Origin of the sequence: Psychroserpens damuponensis (assembly GCF_000826655.1) — a bacterium.
Classification (GTDB): domain Bacteria; phylum Bacteroidota; class Bacteroidia; order Flavobacteriales; family Flavobacteriaceae; genus Psychroserpens; species Psychroserpens damuponensis.
This window is the reverse complement of the sequence record NZ_JXJO01000004.1, coordinates 71,332-83,822: the sequence shown is the minus strand read 5'-3', so window position 1 is coordinate 83,822 and position 12,491 is coordinate 71,332. Positions and strand designations below refer to the sequence as shown.

Genomic DNA, 12,491 nt, shown 5'->3' with positions numbered 1-12,491 from the left:
AGGAAAAACGGTAAAAATACAATTCAAGGTCGAATGTATTTTCGGCCTTTAATTTTAATAAATAGTAATAATAAATAAATTAATAATTATGTCTGGGTTAATAGGAAAAAAGATCGGTATGACCAGCATTTTCGATGAAAACGGGAAGAATATTCCTTGTACAGTTATCGAAGCTGGACCATGTATCGTTACCCAAGTCAGAACCGAAGAGGTAGACGGGTACAGTGCCCTTCAACTTGGTTTCGATGACAAGACAGAGAAAAGTGCTACTAAAGCTGAAATTGGTCATGCCAAGAAAGCTGGTACTTCTGTTAAAAGAAAAGTCGCGGAATTTCAAGGATTTGAAGGAGATTACAAATTAGGAGATGCAATAACAGTAGAGCACTTTATAGAAGGTGAGTTTGTTGATATTGCAGGAACTTCTAAAGGAAAAGGTTTTCAAGGTGTTGTAAAACGTCATGGATTTGGTGGAGTTGGTCAAGCAACGCATGGTCAACACAACCGTTTAAGAGCTCCTGGTTCTATTGGTGCGGCTTCATATCCTGCAAGAGTATTTAAAGGTATGAAAATGGCTGGTCGTATGGGCGGCGAAAGAGTGAATGTTGAAAATTTAAGAGTCTACAAAGTGGTTGCTGAAAAGAACTTACTTGTAGTTAAAGGATGTGTTCCAGGACACAAAAACTCTTATGTAATTATTCAGAAGTAATGAAAGTAGCAGTTTTAGATATAAACGGAAAAGACACAGGTAGAAAGGTAGACCTTTCTAAGGATGTGTTCGCTATAGAGCCTAATAATCATGCAATTTACTTAGATGTAAAGCAATATCTTGCTAATCAACGTCAAGGAACGCATAAGGCTAAAGAGAGAGCTGAAATTTCTGGAAGTACACGTAAGATTAAAAAACAGAAAGGTACAGGTACTGCAAGAGCAGGTAGTATTAAATCTGGTGTATTTAGAGGTGGTGGACGTATGTTCGGACCAAGACCAAGAAATTACAGCATTAAACTGAACAAAAACCTGAAACGTTTAGCACGTAAATCAGCGCTAACAATGAAGGTTAATGATAAGGAAATCGTTATAATGGAGGACTTTAATTTTGATGCTCCAAAAACGAAAAACTTTACAGCTATATTGAAAGCACTTGATATTCAAAACAAAAAATCGTTGTTTGTGTTGGGTGCGTCAAATAATAATGTATATTTGTCATCACGAAATTTTAAAGACTCTGAAGTTGTAACAAGCTCAGAATTAAGCACTTATAAAATTTTGAATGCAAATAAAATAATTCTTTTAGAGAGTTCTTTAGAAGGAATTGAATCGAATTTAAGTAAATAGAAGACAAATGAGTATCTTAATTAAACCTATTATCACTGAAAAAGCGACAACCAATAGTGAGTTGAATAACTGCTTTACATTTCAAGTGAACACCAAGGCGAACAAGGTAGAAATCAAAAAAGCAGTTGAAGCTGCTTATGGTGTCTCTGTAGAAAAAGTTCGTACTATTAATGTCCGTCCAGATCGTAGTACTAAGTTTACAAAAACTGGTATTCAACATGGTAAAACAAATGCTGTTAAAAAAGCAATTGTACAACTGGCGGAAGGTGAAGTAATTGATTTATACACTAACATGTAATTAGACAAGAATGTCAGTAAGAAAATTAAAACCAATCACATCAGCTCAGCGATTTAGAGTAGTAAATGGATTCGATGCCATAACTACTGATAAGCCGGAAAAGAGTTTACTCGTTCCGAACAAAAGATCTGGTGGTAGAAACAATCGAGGAAAAATGACGATGCGCCAAATTGGTGGAGGTCATAAAAGAAAGTATCGTATTATCGATTTTAAAAGAGACAAAGCTGGAGTTCCTGGTGAAGTTGCTTCTATTCAATACGATCCAAACAGAACTGCGTTTATAGCATTATTGAATTATCAAGATGGTGAAAAGCGTTACATTATAGCACAAAATGGTTTACAAGTTGGGCAAAATGTAGTTTCTGGAAGAGAAGGAGTAGCGCCAGAAATTGGAAATGCGATGCCGTTAAGTGAAATACCTTTAGGTACAATTATTTCTTGTATTGAATTACGTCCTGGTCAAGGAGCGGTAATGGCAAGAAGTGCAGGAGCATTTGCTCAATTAATGGCTAGAGATGGTAAGTTTGCTACAGTAAAATTACCATCGGGAGAAACTAGAATGATTCTTTCTGATTGTTTAGCTACAATTGGAGTAGTTTCTAACTCTGACCATCAATTAACAGTATCTGGTAAAGCAGGTAGAACAAGATGGTTAGGTAGAAGGCCAAGAGTAAGACCAGTGGTAATGAATCCAGTTGATCACCCAATGGGTGGTGGTGAAGGTAAATCTTCAGGAGGACACCCAAGATCTAGAAATGGTATTCCTGCTAAAGGATTTAGAACACGTTCTAAAACTAAAGCGAGTAATAAATATATTGTAGAACGTAGAAAGAAATAATTGAGATAATATGGCACGTTCATTAAAAAAAGGACCTTACATCCATTATAAATTGAGTAAAAAAGTTGATGCTAATATCGCATCTAACAAAAAGACAGTAATCAAAACGTGGTCTAGAGCCTCTATGATTTCTCCAGATTTTGTTGGACAAACTATTGCAGTTCATAACGGACGTCAATTTGTACCAGTTTACGTAACTGAGAATATGGTAGGTCACAAATTAGGAGAATTTTCACCAACAAGATCTTTTAGAGGTCATGCAGGTGCAAAAAATAAAGGTAAAAAATAGTAGCTATGGGAAGTCGTAAAAAACAAATGGCAGATGCTATTAAGGAAGACAGAAAGAAAGTTGCATTTGCAAAACTAAATAACTGTCCTACTTCACCAAGAAAAATGCGTTTAGTTGCAGACTTGGTAAGAGGTAAAGAAGCTGAGAAAGCATTACAAATCTTGAGATTTAGCTCTAAAGAGGCGTCAAGACGTTTAGAGAAATTGTTGTTATCAGCAATTGCTAACTGGCAAGCTAAAAATGAAGATGCTGATATGGAAGAGGCAGATTTATTTGTTCAAGAGATTAGAGTTGATGGAGGATCTATGTTAAAAAGATTGCGCCCAGCACCTCAAGGTCGTGCACACAGAATTAGAAAAAGATCGAATCACGTAACTGTTGTGATTGGAGCTAAAAATAACACACAAGCTTAAATAGAGATATGGGACAAAAGACAAATCCAATCGGAAATCGTTTAGGAATTATCAGAGGATGGGAATCTAACTGGTATGGTGGAAATGATTATGGTGATAAACTTGCTGAAGACGATAAAATCAGAAAGTATATTCATGCTCGTTTATCAAAAGCTAGTGTATCTAGAGTTATTATTGAGCGTACGCTTAAACTTGTAACCGTTACTATCACTACTGCTAGACCTGGTATTATTATTGGAAAAGGTGGACAAGAGGTAGACAAGTTAAAAGAAGAGCTTAAGAAAATTACTGGAAAAGAAGTTCAGTTGAATATCTTTGAAATTAAGAGACCTGAACTTGATGCATTCTTGGTAGGATCAAGTGTTGCTCGCCAAATTGAAAATCGTATTTCTTACAGACGTGCGATTAAGATGGCAATTGCAGCAGCAATTCGAATGAATGCAGAAGGAATTAAAATTCAAATTAGTGGTCGTTTAAATGGAGCTGAAATGGCACGTAGCGAACATTATAAAGAAGGACGTATTCCTTTGTCTACTTTTAGAGCTGACATAGATTACGCTTTAGTTGAGGCACATACTACTTACGGTAGGTTAGGTGTTAAAGTGTGGATTATGAAAGGTGAAGTATACGGAAAAAGAGAACTTTCTCCATTAGTTGGCTTGTCTAAGAAACAAGGTGGTAAATCAGGAGGACGCGGTCGTGATAACAAATCTCGTCGTAGAAAGTAATTTTTAAAGAAAAGTAAAAATGTTACAACCGAAAAGAACAAAATTTCGTAAAGTCCAAAAAGGACGTATGAAAGGAAATACCGGAAGAGGTTACACACTTTCCAATGGTATGTTTGGTATAAAATCAATGGATGCTAATTTTTTGACTTCTCGTCAAATTGAGGCTGCGCGTATTGCCGCAACTCGTTACATGAAGAGAGAAGGCCAATTATGGATCAAAGTTTTTCCGGACAAGCCAATTACTAAAAAGCCATTAGAAGTACGTATGGGTAAAGGTAAAGGTGCTGTAGAATATTGGGTAGCTGTAGTTAAACCAGGAAGAATTATATTTGAAATTGGTGGAGTACCAATGGAAATTGCAAAAGAAGCCTTAAGATTAGCTGCACAAAAGTTACCTGTGAAAACAAAGTTTTTAATGGCTCGAGATTACGAAGCTTAATTTATTTGATATTATGAAACAATCAGAAATTAAAGAATTATCAGTAGCTGAGTTACAAGAGAAACTTGGTGAAACTAAAAAGAGTTATGCAGACCTTAAAATGGCTCATGCAATCTCTCCATTAGATAATCCAATTCAGTTACGAAACGTTAGACGTTCAGTAGCACGAATTGCAACAGAATTAACTAAAAGAGAAATACAATAATTGTATTCTGGCTGAAAGATGGAAAAAAGACATTTAAGAAAAGAACGTATAGGAATTGTTACTAGTAACAAAATGCAGAAATCAATTGTGGTTGCTGAAGTTAAAAAAGTAAAACACCCTATGTACGGAAAGTTCGTTTTGAAAACAAAGAAATATGTTGCTCATGACGAAACAAACGATTGCAATATTGGAGATACAGTAAAGATCATGGAAACAAGACCTTTAAGTAAATCTAAATGTTGGAGATTAGTAGAAATAATTGAAAGAGCGAAGTAATTATGGTACAACAAGAATCAAGATTAAAAGTAGCTGATAACACTGGAGCAAAGGAAGTTTTAACGATCCGTGTTCTAGGTGGTACAAAAAGAAGATACGCATCTATTGGAGATAAAATTGTTGTCTCAGTAAAAGATGCTACTCCTAATGGAAACATTAAAAAAGGAGCAGTGTCAACAGCAGTAGTTGTTCGTACTAAAAAAGAAGTGAGACGTCCAGATGGATCTTATATTAGATTTGATGATAATGCCTGTGTGCTTTTAAACCCAACGGGTGAAATGAGAGGAACACGTGTATTTGGACCAGTAGCTAGAGAACTTCGTGATAGACAATTCATGAAAATTGTATCATTAGCACCAGAAGTGCTTTAATGACTAATAAGATGACAAAGTTTAAAATTAAATCAGGAGATACCGTTAAAGTAATAGCTGGAGACCATAAAGGTACCGAAGGTAATGTACTTAAAGTATTAAAAGATAAAAACAAAGCCATAGTAGAAGGCGTGAACATGGTTAAGAAACATACTAAACCAAGTGCTCAAAACCCTCAAGGTGGAATTGTAGAAAAAGAAGCACCAATGCATATTTCTAATTTATCATTGTTAACATCAAAAGGTGAAACAACAAGAGTAGGTTATAAAATGGAAGGTGATAAGAAAGTAAGATTTTCAACAAAATCAAATGAAGTAATATAGTTATGACTTATATTCCAAGATTAAAACAAGAGTACAAGGACAAAGTAGTTTCTGCTCTTACAGAAGAATTCGGATATAAAAACGTAATGCAAGTTCCTAAACTTACTAAGATAGTAATATCTAAAGGAGTTGGAGCTGCAGTTGCTGATAAAAAATTAATTGATCATGCAATTGATGAATTAACAATGATATCTGGTCAAAAAGCTGTTGCTACATTATCTAAAAAGGATGTTGCAACCTTCAAATTACGTAAGGGTATGCCAATTGGTGTAAGAGTTACGTTAAGAGGAGAGCAAATGTATGAGTTTTTAGATCGTTTAGTAACGTCTGCGTTACCTCGTGTTAGAGATTTCAACGGTATCAAAGCTAAAGGTTTTGATGGTAGAGGGAATTATAACTTAGGTGTTGTTGAACAAATTATCTTCCCAGAAATAAATATTGATAAAATCAATAAAATCTCTGGTATGGATATTACTTTTGTAACATCTGCTAATACAGATAAAGAAGCAAAATCGTTATTAACTGAAATGGGATTACCTTTTCAAAAGAACTAAGATATGGCTAAAGAATCAATGAAAGCCCGTGAGGTAAAAAGAGCAAAAACAGTAGCAAAATATGCTGAGAAACGTAAAGCTTTAAAAGAAGCTGGCGATTACGAAGCGTTACAAAAGTTACCAAAAAATGCTTCTCCTATACGTCAACATAACCGTTGTAAGTTAACAGGAAGACCTAAAGGCTACATGAGAACTTTTGGTATTTCACGTGTTACGTTTCGTGAAATGGCAAACCAAGGGTTAATACCTGGTGTTAGAAAAGCATCTTGGTAAATAAAATCGTTTTATAACGATTTAAAAATAATTATAAATTGGTTTTAGGTTCGATTCTGAAATTGGAATATCGAAAACCATTACCGCAAATTAATATCAATGAATACAGATCCAATTGCTGATTACTTAACAAGAATCAGAAATGCAGTGAAAGCCAACCATAGAGTTGTTGAAATCCCTGCATCAAACCTTAAAAAGGAAATGACTAAAATATTATTCGATCAAGGATATATTTTAAGTTATAAATTTGATGACTCTAGTGTACAAGGAACAATTAAAATTGCTTTGAAGTACAATAAAGAAACTAAAGAGTCAGTTATCAGAAAAATTCAAAGAATCAGTACACCAGGTTTACGTCAGTATGCTGGAGCAAATGAAATGCCAAGAATCCTTAACGGATTAGGGATTGCAATTGTTTCTACATCAAAAGGTGTAATTACAGGGAAGCAAGCGCATAGAGATAATGTAGGCGGTGAAGTATTGTGTTACGTTTACTAATAATAAAGCAGAAAGAACATGTCAAGAATAGGAAATAATCCAGTAGCAATAGTAGAAGGTGTTACAGTTGATGTTAAAGATAGCTCAGTTACAGTAAAAGGTAAATTAGGTGAATTAACACAATCATATGATACTGTTGAAATTAAAGTTGAAGACGGAAACGTACTTGTAACAAGATCAGCAGACAATAAAGATCAAAAATCTAAACATGGTTTGTACAGATCTTTATTAAACAACATGATAGAAGGTGTATCTAAAGGATGGACTAAAGAATTAGAACTTGTTGGTGTAGGTTATAGAGCATCTAACCAAGGTCAAAAATTAGATTTGGCTTTAGGTTTCTCTCACAATATCGTTTTAGATATTGCTCCAGAAGTGAAAATTGAGACTATCTCAGAAAAAGGTAAAAACCCAATAATAAAATTAACATCTCACGATAAACAATTAGTTGGACAAGTCGCTGCGAAGATTCGCGGATTTAGACCACCAGAGCCTTATAAAGGTAAAGGTGTTAAGTTTGTTGGTGAAGAATTAAGAAGAAAAGCAGGTAAATCAGCTTAAAAAATTAGTTATGGCATTAACAAAGAACGAAAAAAGACTAAGAATAAAAAGCAGAATCCGTAAGGTTGTTTCTGGTACAGAAGCAAGACCTAGATTAGCTGTTTTTAGAAGTAATAAAGAAATCTATGCTCAAGTTGTAGATGATGTAACAGGTAAAACTTTAGCTGCAGCATCTTCTAGAGATAAGGATGTAGTTTCGGCAAAAGGAACTAAATCAGAAAAAGCAACCCTAGTTGGTAAAGCTGTAGCTGAAAAAGCAATTAAGGCTGGTATAAACACTATATCTTTTGATAGAGGTGGATACCAATATCACGGAAGAGTAAAATCATTAGCTGAAGGCGCAAGAGAAGGCGGACTTAAATTTTAAGACACTATGTATCAAAAATATAAAAACGCAGAACTAGTAAAACCAAGTGGAATAGATCTTAAAGATCGTTTAGTTGGTGTTCAAAGAGTTACTAAAGTAACAAAAGGTGGTAGAGCTTTTGGTTTTTCAGCGATCGTAGTGGTTGGTGATGAAGCTGGAGTTGTTGGTCACGGTTTAGGAAAATCTAAAGATGTTGCAACTGCAATAGCCAAAGCTGTTGAAGATGCTAAGAAGAACTTAGTAAGAATTCCTATTATAAAAGGAACTTTACCTCACGAACAAAAAGGTAAGTTTGGTGGAGCAAGAGTAAATATTATTCCTGCTGCTCCTGGTACAGGTGTAATTGCTGGTGGAGCTGTGAGAACAGTTTTAGAAGCAGTTGGTATTCATGATGTATTATCTAAATCTCAAGGATCTTCTAACCCTCATAATGTAGTAAAAGCAACTTTTGATGCCTTATTACAATTAAGAGATGCAAGAACAATTGCAAAGGAAAGAGGTATTTCTCTTGATAAAGTATTTAACGGTTAATCAATAGGACGATGGCAAAGATTAAAGTAACAAAAGTAAAAAGCGCAATAAATCGTACGCAAAACCAAAAGAGAATCTTAGAGTCTCTTGGTTTAAACAAAATTGGTCAAACCAAATTGCACGATGCGTCTCCAAGTATACTTGGAATGGTAAGTAAAGTTTCACATTTAGTTTCTGTTGAAGAAACAAAATAATAAGATACAATGAACTTAAGTAATTTAAAACCAGCAGAAGGTTCTACAAAGAATCAAGGTAAACGAATAGGTAGAGGACAAGGTTCTGGAAAAGGTGGTACGGCAACTCGTGGTCACAAAGGAGCAAAATCTCGTTCTGGTTATTCTAAGAAATTAGGATTTGAAGGTGGTCAAATGCCTCTTCAAAGACGAGTTCCTAAATTTGGATTCACAAATATTAATCGTGTGGCATATCAAGGTGTAAACTTAGATACGCTTCAAGGTTTAGTAGATGACAAGAAAATTAAAGATGCAGTTGATTTCCAAACTCTAGTTGAATTAGGTTTGGCCGGAAAGAATGAAGTAGTTAAAATTCTTGGTCGTGGTGAATTAAAATCAAAATTAACAGTAACTGCTCATAAATTTACGGCGACGGCAAAGGCTGCAATTGAAGCTGCAGGTGGAGAAGCTGTAACTTTATAAGAACACTTTTAATATGAAAATAATAGATACTTTAAAAAATGTTTGGAAGATAACCGAGCTAAAAGACAGGATCATTCTAACGATTGGTTTACTTTTAGTGTACCGTTTTGGTGCTCAGGTTGTGTTACCAGGTATTGATGCAAATCAACTAGGAGGTTTAGCAACTGGTACTGATGGTGGTATATTAGGAATTCTTAATATGTTTACTGGAGGAGCTTTTGCAAATGCTTCTGTTTTTGCACTTGGTATAATGCCTTACATTTCGGCTTCTATTGTAGTTCAATTAATGGGAATTGCAATTCCATATTTACAAAAATTACAAAAAGAAGGAGCAAGTGGACAAAAGAAAATTACTCAAATCACACGTTGGTTGACTATCATCATTTGTTTATTTCAAGCACCAGGTTATTTGGCTAGTTTACAGCCAGCCTTTGGGATTCCTTCTTCGGCATTTTTGTTAGGAACAGGTCCTCAATTTTATATTTCCTCTGTGATCATTTTAGTTACAGGTTGTATCTTCGCAATGTGGTTAGGAGAGAAAATAACAGATAAAGGGATTGGTAATGGAATTTCATTATTAATTATGGTTGGTATTATTGCGACATTACCTTCATCTTTTATCCAAAATGCAGCATCTCGTTTAGATGGTGGTGGAAACGGTGGGTTAATGATGATCTTAATTGAACTTGTAGTTTGGTTTGTGATTATATTAGCATGTATTATGTTAGTTATGGCTGTTCGTAAAATAGCAGTTCAATATGCTAGACGTACTGCTTCAGGTGGATATGAGAAAAATGTATTTGGAGGAAACAGACAGTTTTTACCTTTAAAACTTAATGCATCAGGTGTAATGCCAATTATCTTCGCTCAAGCAATTATGTTTGTGCCTAGTTTAATTGGAAAATCAATGGGATCGTCAAGTGAAGTTGGTCAATGGATGCAGTCTCAGTTTAATGATCCTTTTGGATTATGGTATAACGTATTATTCGCATTTCTAATTATTGTGTTTACATATTTCTATACTGCGATTACTGTTCCAACTAACAAAATGGCAGATGATTTAAAAAGAAGTGGTGGTTTCATTCCAGGTATTAGACCAGGTACAGAAACATCAGAGTATTTAGATAAAATAATGTCTCAAATTACATTACCAGGTTCCATATTTTTGGCTCTTATTGCTGTGTTCCCAGCTATCATAGTTCAAATTATGGGTGTTCAAGGTGGTTGGGCATTATTCTTTGGTGGCACATCGCTACTAATTATGGTTGGAGTTGCAATAGACACGATGCAGCAAATTAATTCATACTTGTTGAATAAACATTATGATGGTTTGATGAAGACTGGTAAAAACAGAAAAGCAGTAGCTTAAATGTAATACAAATTTAGAGGTTTATCCACAGGAAATTTAGGCAAGGTATTTGCTAACCTTAAGGTTAAACACTAATATATTTAATATGGCAAAACAAGCAGCAATAGAACAAGACGGATCAATCATTGAAGCATTATCAAATGCGATGTTTCGTGTTGAACTAGAAAATGGTCACATTGTGACAGCACATATCTCAGGTAAAATGCGAATGCATTATATTAAATTATTACCTGGAGATAAGGTGAAATTAGAAATGAGTCCTTATGATTTAACTAAGGCTCGAATAACTTATAGATACTAATTGTAAGATGAAACCTATTGGTTTATTTTACTTCAGTAAATAATTAATAATCAAAGATGAAAGTAAGAGCATCAGTTAAAAAAAGAAGTGCTGACTGTAAATTAGTCCGCAGAAAAGGTAGACTTTACGTCATTAACAAAAAGAATCCTAGATTCAAACAAAGACAAGGGTAATTATGGCAAGAATTGCAGGTGTAGACATACCAAAACAGAAAAGAGGAGTAATCTCTTTAACTTATATCTACGGAGTAGGTAGAAGTAGAGCAGTAGAAATTTTAGCAGCGGCTAAAGTAGACGAAAGCATCAAGGTACAAGATTGGACAGATGAGCAAATTGGAGCAATCCGTGACGCTGTCGGTACTTTTACTATTGAAGGTGAATTACGTTCTGAAACACAATTGAACATTAAGCGATTAATGGATATTGGATGTTACAGAGGTATTCGTCATAGAGCTGGACTTCCATTAAGAGGTCAAAGAACTAAAAACAACTCTAGAACTAGAAAAGGTAGAAGAAAAACTGTTGCTAACAAGAAAAAAGCAACTAAATAATAAATAGTCTTTAGTCTTTAGACGTTGGAAAGAATCTGTTTGAAATTTAACGGTTTAGGATTCTAGCGACTATAAACTAATACTAAAAACTAAAATAATATGGCAAAGTCAAGTACTAAAAAACGTAAAGTTATAGTTGATGCTGTAGGAGAAGCGCATATCGCTGCCTCTTTTAACAACATCCTTATTTCTTTAACAAATAAAAAAGGTGACGTTATTTCATGGTCATCAGCTGGTAAAATGGGATTTAGAGGTTCTAAAAAGAACACACCATACGCTGCTCAATTAGCTGCAGAAGATTGTGCAGGAGTAGCAAAAGAAGCTGGTTTGAAAAAAGTGAAAGTATACGTAAAAGGACCTGGTAACGGTAGAGAATCTGCAATAAGATCTCTTCATAATGCTGGAATTGAAGTAACAGAAATTATCGATGTTACTCCATTACCACATAACGGTTGTCGTCCTCCTAAAAGAAGAAGAGTTTAATCTGAGTTCACATCCAGATACTGCATAATATGTTATTATGCAATCTCAACTTAACAAATAAACTAATATTAATGTATTTATGCATGATATTAGTTTATTTTGTTTAAATTTGCAAACTGAAAAATAATAAACAAGTATCAACGAGAGATCAACGTTATTCGAAGGATAAGATTAAGACCTTAATTCATTAACACTCTCATAACAAATTTTAAAATGGCAAGATATACTGGTCCTAAAACTAAAATAGCCCGAAAATTCGGTGAAGCTATTTTTGGAGATGATAAAAATTTCGAAAAAAGAAATTATCCTCCAGGTCAACACGGTAACGCAAAGCGTCGTGGAAAAAAATCTGAATATGCAATCCAATTAATGGAAAAGCAAAAAGCAAAGTATACTTATGGTATCTTAGAAAAGCAATTCAGAAACATGTTCAAAAAAGCAACAGCTGCTCAAGGAATCACAGGTCAAGTTTTATTACAACTTTGTGAATCTCGTTTAGATAATGTAGCATTTAGAATGGGATTATCTCCTTCTAGAAGTGGAGCAAGACAATTAGTGTCTCACAGACATATCACTGTAAATGGTGAAATCGTAAACATTCCTTCTTACCAATTAAAAGCAGGTGATGTTGTAGCTGTAAGAGAAAAGTCTAAATCATTAGAAGCAATCCAATCGTCATTAGCTAATTCTAGCAATGTATATGAATGGATTACTTGGAATAATGATACCAAGCAAGGAACTTACGTGTCTATTCCAGAAAGAATTCAAATACCAGAAAACATCAACGAACAATACATCGTTGAATTGTACTCTAAATAATAATTAACCATTGG

General features: G+C 34.5%; 26 protein-coding genes. All 26 read left to right on the top strand.

What is annotated here, in order from left to right:
- The first annotated feature begins 88 nt into the window (after nt 1-88).
- The 26 genes from rplC (at nt 89) to rpsD (ending at nt 12,477) form a co-directional block, all read left to right on the top strand.
- Entirely contained in the window at nt 89-706 is a 618-nt protein-coding gene (rplC, locus tag TD29_RS02750; RefSeq protein ID WP_040278747.1) for a 50S ribosomal protein L3, read from the top strand.
- The gene (gene rplD / locus TD29_RS02745) at nt 706-1,335 is read left to right on the top strand and encodes a 50S ribosomal protein L4 (RefSeq protein ID WP_040278746.1); all 630 of its coding nucleotides are present in this window, start codon (nt 706-708) and stop codon (nt 1,333-1,335) included. The genes rplC and rplD overlap by 1 nt, the downstream gene beginning before the upstream one ends.
- A gap of 7 nt (nt 1,336-1,342) precedes the next feature.
- The gene (gene rplW / locus TD29_RS02740; RefSeq protein ID WP_040278745.1) at nt 1,343-1,633 is read left to right on the top strand and encodes a 50S ribosomal protein L23; all 291 of its coding nucleotides are present in this window, start codon (nt 1,343-1,345) and stop codon (nt 1,631-1,633) included.
- A 10-nt stretch (nt 1,634-1,643) separates the two neighbouring features.
- Entirely contained in the window at nt 1,644-2,471 is an 828-nt protein-coding gene (gene rplB, locus TD29_RS02735; RefSeq protein ID WP_040278744.1) for a 50S ribosomal protein L2, read from the top strand.
- A 10-nt stretch (nt 2,472-2,481) separates the two neighbouring features.
- Nucleotides 2,482-2,760 (top strand): 30S ribosomal protein S19, encoded by a 279-nt coding sequence (gene rpsS, locus TD29_RS02730; protein WP_040278742.1) that lies wholly within the window; start codon nt 2,482-2,484, stop codon nt 2,758-2,760.
- A gap of 5 nt (nt 2,761-2,765) precedes the next feature.
- The gene (gene rplV / locus TD29_RS02725) at nt 2,766-3,173 is read left to right on the top strand and encodes a 50S ribosomal protein L22 (protein ID WP_040278741.1); all 408 of its coding nucleotides are present in this window, start codon (nt 2,766-2,768) and stop codon (nt 3,171-3,173) included.
- Nucleotides 3,174-3,181: 8 nt separating this feature from the next.
- Nucleotides 3,182-3,901 (top strand): 30S ribosomal protein S3, encoded by a 720-nt coding sequence (gene rpsC / locus TD29_RS02720; protein WP_040278739.1) that lies wholly within the window; start codon nt 3,182-3,184, stop codon nt 3,899-3,901.
- A 19-nt stretch (nt 3,902-3,920) separates the two neighbouring features.
- A complete protein-coding gene (gene rplP / locus TD29_RS02715) occupies nt 3,921-4,340 on the top strand; it encodes a 50S ribosomal protein L16 (RefSeq protein WP_040278738.1) in 420 nt (139 codons plus the stop codon).
- 13 nt (nt 4,341-4,353) lie between these two features.
- Nucleotides 4,354-4,545: a 50S ribosomal protein L29 gene (rpmC, locus tag TD29_RS02710; protein WP_040278737.1), complete on the top strand. Its 192-nt coding sequence runs from the start codon at nt 4,354-4,356 to the stop codon at nt 4,543-4,545.
- Nucleotides 4,546-4,563: 18 nt separating this feature from the next.
- Nucleotides 4,564-4,821, top strand: a complete 258-nt coding sequence (gene rpsQ, locus TD29_RS02705) for a 30S ribosomal protein S17 (RefSeq protein ID WP_040278735.1) — start codon at nt 4,564-4,566, stop codon at nt 4,819-4,821.
- 2 nt (nt 4,822-4,823) lie between these two features.
- On the top strand, nt 4,824-5,192 hold the full coding sequence (gene rplN / locus TD29_RS02700; RefSeq protein ID WP_028871112.1) for a 50S ribosomal protein L14: 369 nt from the start codon (nt 4,824-4,826) through the stop codon (nt 5,190-5,192).
- Between the two features lie 11 nt (nt 5,193-5,203).
- The gene (rplX, locus tag TD29_RS02695) at nt 5,204-5,515 is read left to right on the top strand and encodes a 50S ribosomal protein L24 (protein ID WP_040278965.1); all 312 of its coding nucleotides are present in this window, start codon (nt 5,204-5,206) and stop codon (nt 5,513-5,515) included.
- A gap of 2 nt (nt 5,516-5,517) precedes the next feature.
- Nucleotides 5,518-6,069 (top strand): 50S ribosomal protein L5, encoded by a 552-nt coding sequence (gene rplE, locus TD29_RS02690; protein ID WP_040278733.1) that lies wholly within the window; start codon nt 5,518-5,520, stop codon nt 6,067-6,069.
- Between the two features lie 3 nt (nt 6,070-6,072).
- On the top strand, nt 6,073-6,342 hold the full coding sequence (gene rpsN / locus TD29_RS02685) for a 30S ribosomal protein S14 (protein ID WP_040278732.1): 270 nt from the start codon (nt 6,073-6,075) through the stop codon (nt 6,340-6,342).
- 99 nt (nt 6,343-6,441) lie between these two features.
- On the top strand, nt 6,442-6,840 hold the full coding sequence (rpsH, locus tag TD29_RS02680; protein WP_040278731.1) for a 30S ribosomal protein S8: 399 nt from the start codon (nt 6,442-6,444) through the stop codon (nt 6,838-6,840).
- 18 nt (nt 6,841-6,858) lie between these two features.
- Complete coding sequence (gene rplF, locus TD29_RS02675; protein ID WP_040278730.1) at nt 6,859-7,401, top strand: 50S ribosomal protein L6; 543 nt, start codon at nt 6,859-6,861, stop codon at nt 7,399-7,401.
- Between the two features lie 10 nt (nt 7,402-7,411).
- Nucleotides 7,412-7,768 carry a 50S ribosomal protein L18 gene (gene rplR, locus TD29_RS02670; protein WP_040278729.1) on the top strand — a complete coding sequence of 119 codons (357 nt, stop codon included), beginning with the start codon at nt 7,412-7,414 and terminating at the stop codon, nt 7,766-7,768.
- A gap of 6 nt (nt 7,769-7,774) precedes the next feature.
- Nucleotides 7,775-8,299, top strand: a complete 525-nt coding sequence (gene rpsE, locus TD29_RS02665) for a 30S ribosomal protein S5 (RefSeq protein WP_040278727.1) — start codon at nt 7,775-7,777, stop codon at nt 8,297-8,299.
- Nucleotides 8,300-8,310: 11 nt separating this feature from the next.
- Nucleotides 8,311-8,493: a 50S ribosomal protein L30 gene (gene rpmD / locus TD29_RS02660; protein ID WP_040278726.1), complete on the top strand. Its 183-nt coding sequence runs from the start codon at nt 8,311-8,313 to the stop codon at nt 8,491-8,493.
- 9 nt (nt 8,494-8,502) lie between these two features.
- Nucleotides 8,503-8,955 (top strand): 50S ribosomal protein L15, encoded by a 453-nt coding sequence (rplO, locus tag TD29_RS02655; RefSeq protein WP_040278724.1) that lies wholly within the window; start codon nt 8,503-8,505, stop codon nt 8,953-8,955.
- Between the two features lie 13 nt (nt 8,956-8,968).
- The gene (secY, locus tag TD29_RS02650) at nt 8,969-10,324 is read left to right on the top strand and encodes a preprotein translocase subunit SecY (protein WP_040278722.1); all 1,356 of its coding nucleotides are present in this window, start codon (nt 8,969-8,971) and stop codon (nt 10,322-10,324) included.
- Nucleotides 10,325-10,409: 85 nt separating this feature from the next.
- The gene (infA, locus tag TD29_RS02645; RefSeq protein WP_026753784.1) at nt 10,410-10,625 is read left to right on the top strand and encodes a translation initiation factor IF-1; all 216 of its coding nucleotides are present in this window, start codon (nt 10,410-10,412) and stop codon (nt 10,623-10,625) included.
- A gap of 56 nt (nt 10,626-10,681) precedes the next feature.
- On the top strand, nt 10,682-10,798 hold the full coding sequence (gene ykgO / locus TD29_RS18150) for a type B 50S ribosomal protein L36 (protein WP_008269159.1): 117 nt from the start codon (nt 10,682-10,684) through the stop codon (nt 10,796-10,798).
- 2 nt (nt 10,799-10,800) lie between these two features.
- Nucleotides 10,801-11,175, top strand: coding sequence for a 30S ribosomal protein S13 (gene rpsM, locus TD29_RS02640; protein WP_040278720.1), 375 nt, complete (start codon nt 10,801-10,803; stop codon nt 11,173-11,175).
- 99 nt (nt 11,176-11,274) lie between these two features.
- The gene (gene rpsK / locus TD29_RS02635) at nt 11,275-11,658 is read left to right on the top strand and encodes a 30S ribosomal protein S11 (protein WP_040278719.1); all 384 of its coding nucleotides are present in this window, start codon (nt 11,275-11,277) and stop codon (nt 11,656-11,658) included.
- 213 nt (nt 11,659-11,871) lie between these two features.
- Nucleotides 11,872-12,477, top strand: a complete 606-nt coding sequence (gene rpsD, locus TD29_RS02630; RefSeq protein ID WP_040278717.1) for a 30S ribosomal protein S4 — start codon at nt 11,872-11,874, stop codon at nt 12,475-12,477.
- Nucleotides 12,478-12,491: the final 14 nt, after the last annotated feature.